11 protein-coding genes are annotated in these 15,539 nt (G+C 71.9%); 6 read left to right on the forward strand and 5 right to left on the reverse strand.

Translation table 11 applies throughout. The features are described from left to right. Position 1: 1 nt before the first annotated feature. Positions 2-1,036, forward strand: a complete 1,035-nt coding sequence (locus E1264_RS16335; protein WP_132174298.1) for an alcohol dehydrogenase catalytic domain-containing protein — start codon at positions 2-4, stop codon at positions 1,034-1,036. Positions 1,037-1,115: 79 nt separating this feature from the next. Here E1264_RS16335 and E1264_RS16340 read toward each other — a convergent pair whose 3' ends face one another. Both E1264_RS16340 and E1264_RS16345 read right to left on the reverse strand, forming a co-directional pair. After that, positions 1,116-1,529 carry a DUF3592 domain-containing protein gene (locus E1264_RS16340; protein ID WP_132174300.1) on the reverse strand — a complete coding sequence of 138 codons (414 nt, stop codon included), beginning with the start codon at positions 1,527-1,529 and terminating at the stop codon, positions 1,116-1,118. A gap of 83 nt (positions 1,530-1,612) precedes the next feature. Next, positions 1,613-2,458: a relaxase domain-containing protein gene (locus E1264_RS16345; protein ID WP_132174302.1), complete on the reverse strand. Its 846-nt coding sequence runs from the start codon at positions 2,456-2,458 to the stop codon at positions 1,613-1,615. A gap of 331 nt (positions 2,459-2,789) precedes the next feature. On the opposite strand from E1264_RS16345, the gene E1264_RS16350 reads away from it, so the two are divergent. Further along, positions 2,790-5,411, forward strand: coding sequence for a M14 family zinc carboxypeptidase (locus E1264_RS16350; RefSeq protein ID WP_132174304.1), 2,622 nt, complete (start codon positions 2,790-2,792; stop codon positions 5,409-5,411). Positions 5,412-5,576: 165 nt separating this feature from the next. Here the strand turns inward: E1264_RS16350 and E1264_RS45335 are convergent, their stop codons facing one another. Continuing rightward, a complete protein-coding gene (locus E1264_RS45335; RefSeq protein ID WP_132174306.1) occupies positions 5,577-5,855 on the reverse strand; it encodes a hypothetical protein in 279 nt (92 codons plus the stop codon). On the opposite strand from E1264_RS45335, the gene E1264_RS16360 reads away from it, so the two are divergent. Continuing rightward, positions 5,757-6,374 (forward strand): luciferase family protein, encoded by a 618-nt coding sequence (locus E1264_RS16360; protein ID WP_243710966.1) that lies wholly within the window; start codon positions 5,757-5,759, stop codon positions 6,372-6,374. The two genes, E1264_RS45335 and E1264_RS16360, sit on opposite strands and share 99 nt — an antisense overlap. A 10-nt stretch (positions 6,375-6,384) precedes the next feature. Here the strand turns inward: E1264_RS16360 and E1264_RS16365 are convergent, their stop codons facing one another. Together E1264_RS16365 and E1264_RS16370 are read right to left on the reverse strand one after the other, a co-directional pair. Next, positions 6,385-7,146 carry a phosphotransferase gene (locus tag E1264_RS16365; RefSeq protein ID WP_132174310.1) on the reverse strand — a complete coding sequence of 254 codons (762 nt, stop codon included), beginning with the start codon at positions 7,144-7,146 and terminating at the stop codon, positions 6,385-6,387. 206 nt (positions 7,147-7,352) lie between these two features. Then, positions 7,353-7,658 (reverse strand): HEAT repeat domain-containing protein, encoded by a 306-nt coding sequence (locus tag E1264_RS16370; protein ID WP_132174312.1) that lies wholly within the window; start codon positions 7,656-7,658, stop codon positions 7,353-7,355. A 94-nt stretch (positions 7,659-7,752) separates the two neighbouring features. Between E1264_RS16370 and E1264_RS16375 the strand changes: the two genes are divergently transcribed. From E1264_RS16375 to E1264_RS16385, 3 genes are all read left to right on the forward strand, one after another. After that, on the forward strand, positions 7,753-8,991 hold the full coding sequence (locus E1264_RS16375) for a cysteine desulfurase-like protein (RefSeq protein ID WP_243710965.1): 1,239 nt from the start codon (positions 7,753-7,755) through the stop codon (positions 8,989-8,991). A gap of 190 nt (positions 8,992-9,181) precedes the next feature. Then, positions 9,182-14,686 carry a carboxyl transferase domain-containing protein gene (locus E1264_RS16380; protein ID WP_132174316.1) on the forward strand — a complete coding sequence of 1,835 codons (5,505 nt, stop codon included), beginning with the start codon at positions 9,182-9,184 and terminating at the stop codon, positions 14,684-14,686. A gap of 229 nt (positions 14,687-14,915) precedes the next feature. Further along, the coding region (locus E1264_RS16385) for a sigma factor-like helix-turn-helix DNA-binding protein (RefSeq protein ID WP_132174318.1) at positions 14,916-15,539 on the forward strand (624 nt) is incomplete at its 3' end.

A 15,539-nucleotide genomic window follows, 5' to 3' on the forward strand; every position in this document is an offset into this window, starting at 1 on the left:
GATGCGAGCCACCCTCATCTACGGCCGGGGCGACGTCCGGGTCGAGGACGTGCCCGACCCCGTCCTCGCGGCGCCGACGGACGCGATCGTCCGGGTGACCCGCGCCTGCATCTGCGGCAGCGACCTGCACCGCTACCGCGGCATGGACCCCGTCGCCGAAGGACTCCGCATCGGCCACGAGTTCATGGGCATCGTCGAGGACACCGGCGCCGAAGTGCGCTCGGTGAAGCGCGGCGACGTCGTCCTCGTCCCGTTCCTCTGGACCGACAACACCTGCGACTTCTGCCGGGAGGGCCTGTACGGCTCGTGCCGCAACGGCGGGCGCTGGGCGCTGAACGGCCTCGACGGCGGGCAGGGCGAGGCGGCCCGCGTCCCCCAGGCGGACGGCACGCTGATCAAGCTCCCGGTCGGCGCCGACGACCCGGTGATCCCCTCGGTGATGGCGCTGTCGGACGTCCTGCCCACCGGCCACCACGCGGCGGTCACCGCCGCCGTCGGCAAGGGCTCCACCGTGGCCGTCATCGGCGACGGCGCGGTCGGGCTGAGCGCGGTGCTGTCGGCCGCGCGGCTGGGCGCCGAGCGGATCGTCCTGCTGGGCCGCCACCGCGCCCGCACCGACCTCGGCCGCCGGTTCGGCGCGACCGACGTCGTGCCGGAGCGCGGGGCGGAGGCCGTGGCCGCGGTCCGCGACCTGACCGGCGGCGACGGCGCGCCCCACGTGCTGGAATGCGTCGGCAACACGGCCGCGTTCGAGACGGCGCTCGGCGTCGTCCGCGACGGCGGCACGATCAGCCGGGTGGGCGTCCCGCAGTACGCCGAGGCGCGCCTCGACTTCGACGTCTTCATGCGCAACATCACCATCACCGGCGGCGTCGCCCCGGCCCGCCGCTACATCCCGGAACTGCTGGCCGAGGTACTCGACGGCACGATCACACCGGGCGAGATGTTCGACCTGTCGATAGCCCTCAACGACATCCCGACCGGCTTCAAAGCAATGAGCGACCGCACGGCCCTGAAGGTCCTCGTCCGCCCCTGAACCGCGGCGTGGCCACGGCCGCATTCCGACGCCGATCGCGCGCTCGCCGTTGGTGAAGGCGGTCGAGTGCGCAGGACGTTCAGCTGGTGAGAAGTGTCGCGACCAGACCCGTGGTGGCGATCCCGGCCAGGACGACGGAGGCGCCGAAGAAGCGCTTCTCCGTCTCGCCGGTGTCCCGTCCTGCGACGTGGATCCTGGTGGGGTCGGACGGGTCGTACAGCACTGTCACCGCCGTCCCGACCTCGGGTCCGAGGGACTTGGTGAAGGTGGCGGACTCGCCGCGCACCGGCCGTCCGTCCGCGCCCGCGAACTCGACGACCGGCGCGTGCCTGGTGGGCGCGGGGCCGGTCCCGCGCTGATGCCTGCGGTGCCCCACCACCTGCCCTTTCGCAGTGAGCAGGCCGCGCAACCGTGCGCGTGTCGCGCGCAGCCTGCCGTAGGCGAAGGCCGCGATCGCCACCGCGATGAGCAGCCCAAACAACGCCGTCGCCATGCGGCCCTCCGATCAGGTGATGGCTCGCCGGAATGGGCGATCGTATTCGGCGGCCGGTCTCGGCGCGACGAATGACGCCATGGTCAATAGACGCCGTATTCGTCCCGCCGCCGTTCGTCCAACCCGTATTCGGGCTCCTGGACGGGGCCTTCGCACCGCGCACGCGACGAGACCTCAGGACGCAGCAGCCCTTCCGGGACGCCGTCGATCTCGAAGTAGCGCCGCTGGTATCCGAGTCCGCCCCGGACCTGGAAGCCGAGGTTTCTCAGCTCCTCTGCCAGGTGCAGCCGTGCGGCCGCCCCGTACTCGCGCGTCGCATCCTCTTCGTAGAGCGATCCGGGATCAACGGGCCGCAGGGTCCCTTGCCCGTCCAGGACGCCGAGCAGATGGCAATGGACATGCAAGAGGGGCGGAGGCGTCTGGTCCAGCTCAGGTGCCATCGCGTGCAGCACCGTCGCGGCTGCGAATCCCTTGCCGGGGCCGTGGCCGTCCACCAAGCGCAGGGCCGGGGTCATGTACTCGAGCGTCGCGTTCGCGGCCGTCAGCATCGCAAGCTCAAGCTGATGCTGTAGTTGCGCGTCCGCCTGGCACCATACCCACGACACCGAGTTCGGCGCCGAGAACCGCAGATCGAGACTGGTGACGAGGCCCTTCTCATTTGGGACCAGGACCTGCGCGCCGGTGGCGGTGTCACGTCCCTGTAAGGCCACCGCCAGCTCGTCCACGAACGCCTCGGCGCCGCACTTCAGGCCCATCCGCCGCAGCGCCTTCTTCGAGCCCAGCCACTTCGCGTTCGGCCTGCCCCGGAAACCGCCCTGCGCGGCAGCGAACGCCCGTGGCGCGAGGTTGTCATCGAACGGCCCCGCGGCGGTGGCCAGCGCCGTGCGCATGTCGTCCACCGGCATTTTGATCACCTGAAACGTCAGCATGGGGCCCTCCCGCCACGGCGCTCGGCCACGATCCGAGATCGAACGACTACGAACCGAGCCAACCGTACTGACGCGACACGGCGAAAGGACGAGATTGCCGCATTTGAGGACCTCGCTCCATACCGAGCGACCTCGTCCGCTGCTCGCACGCGGCCGGAAACGGACAGTGTGGGGCGCGGGGGAGGCGGGGAGGCGCGGCCCGGACGGGTGTTACCGGTCGTAACGGGTGGGGTACGAGACGATCAAGACATTGACTGATCGACAAAGCCGATTCACGCTGGTCACAACTGATCGATCAGTGTCCCCTCCCCCACGTTCGTCAGGAGACCGGATGCTGTCGCGGGTGACATCCCGCGCGGCGGCCGCCCTGGTAGCCCTTGTCATGCTCGTCGGCGTGCCTCTGCACGCCGACGCGTTCGGCACGGGCTCCGCGGTGGGCCGCACTGCGCAGGCCAAGCACATTCCAGCGCCCCAGAGCTATTTCGGGTTCGCCATGGGCACGACCGGCAGGCTCGCCGGGTTCGACAAGATCAAGCAGTACTTCCGGCTCGTCGCCGACCGGTCCGACCGGGTGACCTACCAGGTCGCGGACAAGACGACGATGGGCAACGACTATCCGGTCCTGTTCGTCAGCTCGCCGCGGAACCTGCGGAACCTCGGCCAGATCGTCCGCGACAACCAGCGGCTCGCGGAGCGCGGGATCTCCGCGCAGGAGGCGCGGCGGCTGTCCGAGCGCAGCAAGCCGGTGTACCTCCTTGAGGGCACGCTGCACTCCACGGAGGTCGGCAACACGCAGGCGCTGGTGGACATCGTGCACCGGTTCGCCACCGAGGACTCCGGCTACACCGACACGGTGCTGGACAACGCGGTGCTGATGGTGATCCCGTCCGGTAACCCGGACGGCCAGCACCTGGTGGTCGACCACTTCAACAAGACCGCCGGGACCGAGTACAACCGCGTCTACCCGGACCTGTACCACAAGTACGTCGGGCACGACGACAACCGCGACTGGTTCATGTTCACGCAGCGGGAGATCCGCACGCGGGTGCGGCTGGAGCAGACGTACCGCCCGGTCGTCGGGCACTACATGCACCAGGCCGGGGCGACCGGGCCGCGGCTGTGGACGCCGCCCTACGACGAGCCGCTCGGCAGCGGGATCGACCCGATCACGCTCCAGTCGGCGACCCTGCAGGGCCAGGAGGCCGCGCGGGCGCTGACCGCCGAGGGCAAGAAGGGCGTCGGCAGCGACGACGCGTACGGCATCTTCTGGAACGCCGACGTCATGGGCTTCTCGACGTTCCTCGGCACGTCGCTGTTCCTGACGGAGATCGCGAGTGCCAGGGACCTCGCCTACCCCTACACGTCGGCGGACGGCAAGCCGCTCGGCTCGCAGAACCGCACGATGCGGATGCTCCAGCCCTACGACAAGGACACCTGGACGCTGGAGCAGATCGTCGCGTACGCGAAGACCGCCGCCTACGCGGGGATCGAGAACGTCGCGAAGAACCCCGAGTCGTGGCTGTTCAACAACCTGTACCAGACGACGCGGAACGGGACGGCGCTGCCGGACGTCGAGCCGAGCACGCCGGAGGCGTACGTGGTCCCGGCCGGGCAGCGCGACCCGTTCGCGGTGCTGGAGATGATGCGGATCTTCGAGTTCGGGCGGGCGGAGATCGAGCAGGCCAGGGCGCCGTTCACGGCGGGCGGCAAGACCTACGCCGCGGGCTCGTACGTGCTCCGCACCCGGCAGCCGCTCGGCCGCTGGATCGACCAGCTCCTCAAGATCGACAAGTATCCGGAGCAGGCGGCGCGCAAGTGCGGCAGTTGCCCGCTGATCATGCCGTACAGCGAGACCACCGACAATCTCGGGTTGCTGCTCGGCGTAGACGTCGACCCGGTCGGGCAGGCGTTCACCGCGTCGCTGCAGCGGGTCCACCAGGTGCGGCCGCAGCCGGTGCGGATGCCGGCGGCGCCGCGCGGCGCCTACCTGGTGGCGCCGGAGTCGTACGGTGTCGCGCACGTGTTGTCCCGCCTGCAGAAGGCGGGTGTTCCGACGTTCCGGGCGGGTGAGGAGTTCGAGGCCGCCGGACGGACGTTCGCGCCGGGCACGGTCGTCGTCCCGCCCACGGCGGCGGCGCGGCAGGCGCTGCAGGGCGTGTCGGCGGACACCGGGCTGCAGGTCTACGGGTCGGACGAGCTGCCCAAGGTGGACGGTTTCACGCTCAAGCCCGGCACCAAGGTCGGGCTGATCCGGGGCGCGAACAACATGCCCGGCGGCTGGATGACCTGGATGCTCGACACCTACGGGATCGACTACAAGGTCGTCTCCGCCGACGACTACGGCGATCTGGCCGCGAAGTACGACACGATCGTCCTGGCCGACGGGGTCTCCAGGCGGACCATCGTCGACGGCCTCGACCCGGCCAAGAACCCGCCCGAGTTCGGGTGGGCGCGCGGCGTCGGCGAGGAGGGCTGGACGAAGCTGGCCGAATATGTTTCGGGTGGCGGCAACCTCGTCGCGATCGGCAGCGCGTCGGAGACCGCGCGTGCGCTCCTCGACCTGCCGATCCAGAACGCGGCCCCGTCCGACCCGGCCAAGCTCAACGCGCCGGGCGCGCTGCTGCGCGCGACGTACGACCCCGAGGTCCCGGCGGCCTGGGGGATGCCGGAGTCCGGCGCGGTCTGGTTCAACCGGGACGCGGCGTACCGGCTCACCGGCGACGGGCAGGTGGCGTCCAGGTACCCGGGCGACGGCGACCTGCTGGCCAGCGGGTACGCGGCGGGCACGGAGACGCTGAACGGCCTGGCCAACGTCGCGACGTTCGAGGTCGGCAAGGGCCACGCGACGGTCGCGGGCAGCGAGATCACCTTCCGGAGCTGGCCGCGGCAGACCTGGCCGATCGTCGTCAACTCCATTTACCAGGGCCCATCGAAGCCGGACCGATCCGGCTAAACGGACGAAAGTGAACGATATGCGCCGATCGCGGCCGGTGGGACGGCGCGGGGCCATACCCCTCGCCCCTCACCGGTCGCGATCGTCGTAATGTTTCGCGCCATCCTCACGTTTCACCATCGGTTACGGCGACGATGGACGGTTTCGGTGGAGAAAGTGTCTTGATCACCATTCCCGGGATCGGAACGGCAGCGTGATCATCGAACGCGAAACCGGCGCCGATTGGGCGGCCGGGCAACTTTTCTGATAACGATTCAGGCCCGGCGGGTACAAATCGCGCCGGGCGCGCTGGATGCTATGGCCATGGGCGGGACCGACGGTCTGCGGACCAGTCTGGCCGAGAGCGTGGTAGAGCAGCTGAACGATTGGCCGGCGCTGAGATTGTGCCGGGCCGGCTGCGGCTTCGGCCGGGCATTCGCGTGCGGCGGCGATCAGATCCTTCATCTGCACGGACGGGACCAGGCGGAGCTGTATCTGACCTGGCCGTACGTCCGGCGCATGCACAAACCGCTCCGGGAGTGCGCGTCGGTGCGCATCCGTCCCGGCAGCGGCTGGGTGGGCGTCTGGCTGGGCGGCGACGATGACGTCGCGCTGCTGGTGTCCCTGGTCAGCATCGCCATCAAGGCCAACCTGGCGACCCTCGACACCGTGCAGCCGCGGGTGGGCCCGTGCTCGCTGGGCTACTCCCATCTGGCGGAGCAGTTCATGCCCCAGCCGCCTCCCGGGCGCGGCGGGCTGCCGATGACGCCGTCCGGGAACCCCGTGGAGCGCGAGGAGCACGTCATGCGCGAGGTGACCGACCGCCTCCTGCGCAGGCTCGGCGGCAACCACCAGCCCACGCAGGTGAGCCAGGTCATCGACGCGGTGTACCGCCGCTTCGACGACCGGCCCGTCCGGGACTTCGTGCCCGTGCTGGTCGAGCGGTTCGCCCGCGAGAAGCTCACCCCCGATCCGCCCGCCTGACGGCGGGAGTTCAGGCGCGCCAGAACGAGGGCGGAAGGGCCTCGACCTCGGTGGCGGCCTGCTCCAGGTCTTCCGCGAAGGGCAGCAGCGATGCCTGTCCGCCCTGCGCCATCCGCCGGATGACGGCGGCCTGGCGGCGGGCCCGTCCGATGACGGCGCCGGCGAAGGCGGTGCGGTCGCCGTCGTAGCCGTAGGCGTCCAGGAGGACGTGCAGCCGCCGCGACCGGTCCTCGAACGCGGTGAACCCCTGGAACTCGGCGACGTGCCGGGCGTGCAGCGGCACCCATGTCAGCGCCAGGTGGGCCAGGTCGAACTCCCGGGGTGAGGGCCCGGCGGTGTCCCAGTCGACGAACCCGACGAGACCGGCGTCGTTCCACACCGCGTTGTACGGCGAGGCGTCGTGGTGGCCGATGATCAGGCCGGGGTGCCAGGTGCCGGCGAGCCAGGTCGCGTCGTCCGGCGGGACGAACGTCGCCGTGATGTCGTGGAGCCGCCGCATCCACGCGGCGACCTGGCGGAGCGCCTCGTCCGAATGCGGCCACGCGGGCCAGGGGTGGCGTTCGCCGATGGTGTCGCCGTGCAGGAACGTCAGGACCTCGCGGCCCTGCTCATCGAAGCCCAGCACCCGGGGCGCGCCCTCGAACCCGGCCGCCTCCAGGTGGCGGAGCAGGGCGTGCACGGTGGGCGTCCACGGGTTCGCCCGCCGGTGGACGGTGTCGCCGATGCGGACCCCGCCCACGTGCCTGCCTCCGGGCAGCCGTTGCTCTTCCACCCCGGCGTTGTATCCCACGGGACCGGGCCCGCGCACCCGGTTTTCCGGCCGGACGGTCCCATGGCGTGCACCTTTTCACGGATCTTCATTCACGGGGCGCCGGACAGGAAGTCGGGTCATGCGGAAGCAGTACGAGCTTTACTGCCTCACCGACCGGAACCGGGCTCTACAACGGCCATTTCCCCAGCGCCGTGGCCGGCTTTCTTTCAGGAGATCCAGCCGCCCTCGCGGGCCGCGTCGAGCACCTGCTCGGCGGCGCGGGTGTCGAGCATCTCCAGGCCGCGGACGGCCCAGAACCGGAGCGGCTCGTCGGTGCCCTCCAGCTGCTCGCGGAACACGTCGAGGGCCGCGGGGGAGCGGGCCTCGGCGATGAGTTCGAGGAGCCGGCAGCGCAGGTCGTGGTCGTCACGCTCGGCGGCGAACTCCGCGATCAGGTCGTCGACGTAGGCGTCGGCGTGCTCGCGCAGGAAGTCGAACGCGTCCTCCCGTACCTGCGGTTCATCTGCCCGCATACGGTGCATAGCGTGCTCGAAACGGCGCCGCGACATGCCCCCGACCTTACCGATCTCCACCGACAGACCCCGGCACACCCGAAGGAGTCCCGCGTTGACGAACGAACCGTCCTATGACGTCGGCGCCGTCCGGGCGCAGTTCCCCGCGCTGAAGGCCGGGTCCGCCCATTTCGACGGGCCTGGAGGCACGCAGACGCCGCTTCCCGTCATCGACGCCATCGCCGACGCGCTGTCCCGGCCCCTGTCGAACCGGGGGCACGGCACCGCCGGGGAGCGCAACGCCGAGGCGATCGTCGCGGACGCCCGGCGGGCGCTGGCCGACCTCCTCGGCGCGGATCCGGCCGGGATCGTCTTCGGACGCAGCGCCACCCAGCTGACCTACGACTTCTCCCGAACCCTCGCCAAGACGTGGGCGCCGGGCGACGAGGTCGTCGTCACGCGCCTGGACCACGACTCCAACGTCCGCCCGTGGATCCAGGCCGCCGAGAACGCCGGAGCCGCCGTCCGGTGGGCCGACTTCGACCCCGAGACCGGCGAGCTGGAGGTGGACGCCGTCCGGAACGCGCTGTCCGAGCGGACGCGCCTGGTGGCGGTCACCGCCGCGTCCAACCTGATCGGCACCCGCCCGGCGATCCCGGTGATCGCGCAGGCGGTGCACGACGCGAAAGCGTTGCTCTACGTGGACGGCGTGCACTACACCGCCCACGCCCACGTCGACGTCGACGTCGACGTCGAAAGGCTCCGGGCCGACTTCTTCACCTGCTCCCCGTACAAATTCCTCGGCCCGCACATGGGCGTCCTGGCGAGCCGTCCGGGCCTGCTGGAGACCCTGCGGCCGGACAAGCTGCTGCCCTCGACGGACGCCGTCCCGGAACGGTTCGAGTTCGGCACGCTCCCCTACGAGTTCCTCGCCGGGGCGCGCGCGGCGGTCGACTTCCTCGCCACCCTGGGCCCGTCGAACGGCGAGGGCACGCGCCGCGAACGGCTGGCGTCCGCGTTCACCACACTCGAACGGCACGAGGACGGACTCCGGCGCCGGATCGAGGAAGGGCTGGCGGCCTTCGGCCAGGTCACCGTCCATTCGCGGGCGGCCGAGCGCACCCCGACCCTCCTCCTGACCATCGACGGGCGCAGCACGGCCGACGCCTACCGCCACCTGGCGGAGCGCGGCGTCGACGCGCCGTCAGGGTCCTTCTACGCGCTGGAGGCGTCCCGCAGGCTGGGCCTGGGCGACCACGGCGGGCTGCGCGTGGGCTTGGCCCCGTACAACAACACCGAGGACGTCGACCGGCTCCTGCACCACTTGGCGGAGTTCCTGGCAAAGCCCGCCTGAGCCCTGCCCGGGCCCCGCCCGAGCCCTGAGTCCTGACAGCGACCGTTTGCACGATTCCCACAACTCGAGCCGCTCAGCATGCGACGTCTCCGACATGGCGTCGCGGGGGGTCGAGGCGGGAGGGTAAGCAAGGTCGGGGGTCCGCCGTGTCCCGGCACCGGCATCGTGGTCTACAGGAGGGCTCGGTCCGTTGTTCAGTCGTGTCGCCATCGTCAACCGTGGTGAGGCCGCCATGCGCCTCATCCATGCCGTGCGGGACATCGCCGCGGAGACCGGGGCGCGGATCGAGACGGTCGCCCTGCACACCGACGTCGACCGCACCGCCACGTTCGTCCGCGAGGCGGACCTGGCCTACGAGCTCGGGCCCGCGTCCGCCCGCCCCTACCTCGATCTGGAGGTGCTGGAGCGCGCGCTGACCGAGACGGGCGCCGACGCCGCGTGGGTCGGCTGGGGCTTCGTCGCGGAAGACCCGGCGTTCGCGGAGCTGTGCGACCGGATCGGCGTGACCTTCGTCGGGCCGAGCGCGGAGGCGATGCGCAAGCTCGGCGACAAGATCGGCGCGAAGCTGATCGCCGAGGAGGTCGGGGTGCCGGTCGCGCCGTGGAGCCGCGGCGCCGTCGAGACGCTGGACGACGCGCTCGCCGCGGCGTCCGAGATCGGCTATCCGCTGATGCTGAAGGCGACCGCGGGCGGCGGCGGGCGCGGCATCCGCGTGATCACGAGCGCGGACGAGCTGGCGGACGCCTACGAGCGCACCAGCCAGGAGGCCGCGCGGGCGTTCGGCAGCGGCGTGGTGTTCCTGGAGCGCCTGGTCACCGGCGCCCGGCACGTCGAGGTCCAGGTGATCGCGGACGGCCAGGGCACCGCGTGGGCGCTCGGCGTCCGCGACTGCTCGATCCAGCGGCGCAACCAGAAGGTCATCGAGGAGTCCGCGTCGCCGGTGCTGTCCGCCGAGCAGGCGGCCGAGCTGAAGGCGTCCGCCGAGCGGCTGGCCGTCGCGGTCGGCTACCGCGGCGCCGCGACGGTCGAGTTCCTCTACCACCCCGGCGACCGGCTGTTCGCGTTCCTCGAAGTGAACACCCGCCTCCAGGTCGAGCACCCGATCACCGAGGCCACCACCGGGTTCGACCTGGTCAGGGCGCAGCTGTGGGTGGCGTCCGGCGGGCGGCTCGAAGGCGACCCGCCGGCCGAGCGCGGGCACGCCGTCGAGGCCCGGCTGAACGCCGAGGACCCCGACCGCGACTTCGCGCCCTCCCCCGGCCGCATCGCGCGGCTCGACCTGCCCGCCGGGCCCGGCGTGCGGGTGGACACCGGCGTCCGCGCGGGCGACACCATCCCCGCCGACTTCGACTCGATGATCGCGAAGATCATCGCCTATGGCCGGGACCGGGACCAGGCGCTCGGCCGCCTCCGCCGCGCGATGGCGCAGACCACGGTGATCATCGAGGGCGGCGCGACGAACAAGAGCTTCGTGCTCGACCTGCTCGACCGTCCCGAGGTGACCGGCGCCACCGCGGACACCGGCTGGATCGACCGCGTCCGCGCCGAGGGCGGCCTCGCCGCGCACCGGCACTCCGGCGTCGCGCTGATCGCCGCCGCCATCGAGACCTACGAGGAGGAGGAGCGCGCCGAGCGGCAGCGGCTGCTGTCGACGGCGTCCGGCGGGCGTCCGCAGGTCCGGCACGAGAGCGGCCGGCCGCTCGACCTCAAGCTCCGCGGCGTCGCCTACCGCCTGCGCGTCGCGCGGGTCGGCGCGCACCGGTTCCGCGTCGGCATCGAGGCGGGCGAGGTGGCGCGCACCGCCGTCGTGGAGCTCGACCGGTTCGACCGGCACACCGGGCAGATCGTCGTGGACGGCGTCCGGTACCGGCTGGTCACCGGCACCCACGGGCCGGTCCACCTGATCGAGGTGGACGGCGTCACGCACCGGGTCAGCCGGGACGAGGGCGGCGTGGTCCGCTCCCCCGCGCCCGCGCTGGTCGTCGCGACCCCGGCGCTGGTCGGCGCCGAGGTCGAGGCGGGCGCGCCGGTCCTGGTGCTGGAGAGCATGAAGATGGAGACGGTGCTGCGGGCGCCGTTCAAGGCGCGGCTGAAGGAATGCGTCGTGTCCGTCGGCAGCCAGGTGGAGACGGGCGCGCCGCTGCTGCGGCTGGAGCCGCTCGCCGACGACGCCGAGGCCGGGGCGCTCGCGGAGACGTCCGCGCCGGTCGACCTCGACCTCGCCGCCGCGCCCGGGACGCCGTCCGCGCGGGAGCGCGCCGCCCGCTGCCAGGAGGATCTGCGCAGCCTGCTGCTGGGCTTCGACGTCGACCCGCACGACGAGGGCCGGGTCCTGGACGACTACCTCGACGCCCGCCGGACGGCCGCGCGGGAGGGCCACCGCCCGCTGGCGGACGAGCTCGCACTCATCGACGTGTTCACCGACCTCGCCGAGCTGAGCCGCAACCGCCCGGCCGGTGACGCCCCCGGCGACGGCACGGGCGAGGGCAGCCACGTCCACAGCGCCCGCGAGTACTTCCACACCTACCTGCAGAGCCTCGACGTCGACCGGGCCGGGCTGCCGGACGGTTTCCAGACCCGGCTCGCCAAGGCGCTCGGCCACTACGGCGTCACCGACCTGGACCGCTCGCCCGAGCTCGAAGCGGCCGTGTTCCGCGTGTTCCTCGCGCAGCAGCGCGCGTCCGCCGACGCCACGATGATCGCGACGCTGCTGCGGACCTGGCTGCGGGAGCCGCCACCGGAGCAGGCGCTCCGCGAGCCCGCCGGTCTCGCGCTGGAGCGGCTGGTCGCCGCGACGCAGGTGCGCTTCCCCGTCGTCGCCGACCTCGCCTACGGCGTGGTGTTCGCGTGGTTCGCGCAGCCGCTGCTGCGCCGCAACCGCGCCCGCGTGTACGCCGACGTCCGCAGGCACCTGCGCCACCTGGACGCGAACCCCGGCTCGCCGGACCGCGCCGACCGCATCGCCGAGATGGTGCGCAGCACCGAGCCGCTGGTGCGGCTGCTCGGCCGCCGCCTCGTCCGCCAGGACCGCCAGGGCCGGGACAACGCGGTGATGCTGGAGGTCCTGACCCGGCGCTACTACGGCAACAAGCCGCTCACCCGCGTCCGCACGGCCGAGGTCGCGGGCTGCTCGTTCGTGATCGCGGAGCGCGCGGACTCGTCCGTCGTCTCCTCTGCGGTGAGCTTCGAGTCGCTGGGCGACGTCCTGCGCGGGCTCGCGGAGCTGGCGACCGGCGAGCAGGCGCTCGACGCCGACATCTACCTCTCCTGGGAGCGCCAGCCCGAGGACTTCGACGCGATGGCCGCGGCGCTTCAGGAGGTCATCAACGCGCACCCGCTGCCGCGGCAGGTCCGCAGGCTGACCGCCACGGTCGCCGGGAGCGGCGGCGCGGTGATGCACCACCACTTCACCTTCCGCCCGGCGTCCGGGGACGGCGGCGGGATGGCGGAGGAGCGGCTGATCCGCGGCCTGCACCCGTACATCGCGCAGCGGATGCGGATGGAGCGGCTGCGCAAGTTCGACCTCACCCGGCTGCCGTCCTCGGACGAGGAGGTCTACCTGTTCCGGTGCACGGCGCGGGAGAACCCGTCCGACGAGCGGCTCGTCGCGTTCGCGCAGGTCCGCGATCTGGCCGGGCTCCGCGACCACGACGGCAGGCTGCTCACCCTGCCGACCGCCGAGTACACGGTCGCGTCCTGCCTCGACTCGATCCGCAACGCGCGGTCGCGGTGGCCGTCGAAGAAGCGGCTCAGCACCAACCGGATCGTGATCTACGTCTGGCCGCCGAGCGACATCACCCGCGCCGAGCTGCAGACGGTCATCGAGCGGCTGCTGCCGATGACCGCGGGCGCCGGGCTGGAGGAGATCGAGATCATCGCGCGGCGGCGCAACCCGCGGACCGGCGAGCTGCGCAAGGTCGCCGTGCGGATCGGGTTCGACGCCACCGGCGGCACCGAGCTGACCGTGGACGAGCCGTCCGACGACCCGGTCGAGCCCGTCGACGACTACCGGCAGAAGGTGCTGCGCGCGAGCAGCCGCAACACCGTGTACCCGTACGAGCTGACCGGCCTGCTCGGCGACTTCACCGAGCACGACCTGGACGGCGACCACGCGCTCGTGCCCGTCGACCGTCCGAAGGGACGCAACACCGCCGCGATCGTCGCCGGTGTCGTCACCACCCGGACCCGGCGGCACCGCGAGGGCGTCACCCGCGTCGTGCTGCTTGGCGACCCGACGAAGTCGCTCGGCGCGCTGGCGGAGCCGGAGTGCCGCCGCGTGATCGCCGCGCTGGACCTGGCCGAGCGGATGCGGGTGCCGGTGGAGTGGTACACGCTGTCGTCCGGCGCCCGGATCTCCATGGAGTCCGGCACGGAGAACATGGACTGGGTCGCAGCCGCGCTCAAGCGGATCGTGGAGTTCACCCAGGACGGCGGCGAGATCAACGTCGTGGTCACCGGCATCAACGTCGGTGCGCAGCCGTACTGGAACGCCGAGGCGACGATGCTGATGCACACCAAGGGCGTCCTGGTGATGACGCCCGACTCGGCGATGGTGCTCACCGGCAAGCAGGCGCTCGACTTCTCCGGCGGCGTGTCGGCCGAGGACAACTTCGGCATCGGCGGCTACGACCGCGTCATGGGCCCGAACGGGCAGGCGCAGTACTGGGCGCCGAACCTGGCCGCCGCGCGCGACGTCCTGATGGCGCACTACGACCACACCTACGTCGCGCCCGGCGAGGACGGGCCGCGCCGGGCCGCCACGTCCGACCCGGTCGACCGCGACGTCTCCGACTTCCCGCACGCGGTCGAGGGCAGCGACTTCACCACCGTCGGCGAGATCTTCTCCGCCGAGGCCAACCCGGACCGCAAGAAGCCGTTCGACATCCGGACGGTCATGCGCGCGCTCTCCGACCAGGACCACCCGGTGCTGGAGCGCTGGGCGGGCATGGCCGACGCCGACACCGCCGTGGTGCAGGACGTCCATCTCGGCGGCATGCCGGTGTGCCTGCTCGGCATCGAGTCGCGCGCGGTGCCGCGGCGCGGCTTCCCGCCCACCGACGGCCCGGACGCCTACACGGCCGGGACGCTGTTCCCGCTGTCGTCCAAGAAGGCCGCGCGGGCGATCAACGCGGCCAGCGGCAATCGGCCGCTGGTGGTGCTGGCGAACCTGTCGGGCTTCGACGGCTCGCCGGAGTCGATGCGCAAGCTGCAGCTGGAGTACGGCGCCGAGATCGGCCGCGCGATCGTGAACTTCCGCGGCCCGATCGTGTTCTGCGTGATCTCGCGGTACCACGGCGGCGCGTTCGTGGTGTTCTCCAAGGCGCTGAACCCGGACATGACGGTGCTGGCGCTGGAGGGCTCGTTCGCCTCGGTGCTCGGCGGGGCGCCCGCCGCCGCCGTGGTGTTCGCGGGCGACGTCAACGCCCGCACCGCGGCCGACCCGCGCGCCCGCGACCTGGAGGCCCGCGTGGCGGCCGCGACGGGCCCGGAGCGCGCCGCGCTGATCGCCGAGCTGGAGGAGCTGCGCGCCTCGGTCCGCGCGGAGAAGGTCGGCGAGGTGGCGGCGGAGTTCGACCGCGTCCACGACATCCGGCGCGCGGTCGAGGTCGGCTCGGTCGACGCCGTCATCCGCGCCGCGGAACTGCGCCCGCGCATCATCGAGGCCATCGAGGCGCGCGCGGCGCGCGCACGCTGACGACCTGCGAAGAAACCGGCATTTAGCTATATATCGTTCCAATCTCGCTGATCATAACAGATCAGAATCATTACCTTACCCAGCGTTGAATCCAGGATTATTGGGAGCATTCGCTTCTCATCCGTCACAGATATGCACTAGAGTCCCGTGCCCAGGCGTGCCGCGGACGGCCCGTCTCCTTGCCCGCTCTCCGACGGCTGCTCCCACGGCCACCTCACGAGGAGGTCACATGCGCGGGGACCTGGAAAACCTCTATGACGCCCACGCACACCGCCTGTACGCACACTGCTGGTCGCTGACCGGCGACCAGGGCGCGTCCGAGGCACTGAAGGACACGCTCAACGAAGCGGTGGCGCAACCACCACCGCCGGGCGAGACGGTGCTGTGGCTGCACCATCTCGCCCGCAGGGTCTGCGCCGACCGCGGCGCGTTCAGCAGCCACAGCCGGCCCGTCTTCACCGGCGCCGACACCGACCCCCTGCTCTCCGCGGCGCGGAACCTGCCCGCCGACAACCGCGAGGCGCTGCTGCTGTCGGCGGGCGAGTGGCTCGCGATCCGCGACATCGCCGGCGTGCTGCGCATCTCGGCGGACGCCGTGCGCGAACGGCTGCACGAGGCGCGCACCGCGCTCGAACGCGTCGTCCTGGACGCCCTCATGCGCCGCACCGCCGACCCGGCCGACCACATGGACGTCATCGAGGCGTTCGAGAAGGGCCGGCTCCCGAACCTCCTGGCCCGCCGCGCGCCCGCCTTCGCGCCCGCGCACCTGCGCGCCGAGTTGCTGGGCGAGGACGAGGACCACGGCGAGTTCAACGAGCTCGTCTACACGGCCCCGGTCCGCGAGGATCTCGGC

Origin of the sequence: Actinomadura sp. KC216 (assembly GCF_004348535.1) — a bacterium.
Lineage (GTDB): Bacteria > Actinomycetota > Actinomycetes > Streptosporangiales > Streptosporangiaceae > Spirillospora.

Coding starts and splice junctions, on each gene's coding strand:
- E1264_RS16335 (WP_132174298.1), top strand. CDS start 2: ATGCGAGCCACCCTCATCTACGGCCGGGGCGACGTCCGGGTCGAGGAC.
- E1264_RS16340 (WP_132174300.1), bottom strand. CDS start 1,529: ATGGCGACGGCGTTGTTTGGGCTGCTCATCGCGGTGGCGATCGCGGCC.
- E1264_RS16345 (WP_132174302.1), bottom strand. CDS start 2,458: ATGCTGACGTTTCAGGTGATCAAAATGCCGGTGGACGACATGCGCACG.
- E1264_RS16350 (WP_132174304.1), top strand. CDS start 2,790: ATGCTGTCGCGGGTGACATCCCGCGCGGCGGCCGCCCTGGTAGCCCTT.
- E1264_RS45335 (WP_132174306.1), bottom strand. CDS start 5,855: ATGAAGGATCTGATCGCCGCCGCACGCGAATGCCCGGCCGAAGCCGCA.
- E1264_RS16370 (WP_132174312.1), bottom strand. CDS start 7,658: ATGCGGGCAGATGAACCGCAGGTACGGGAGGACGCGTTCGACTTCCTG.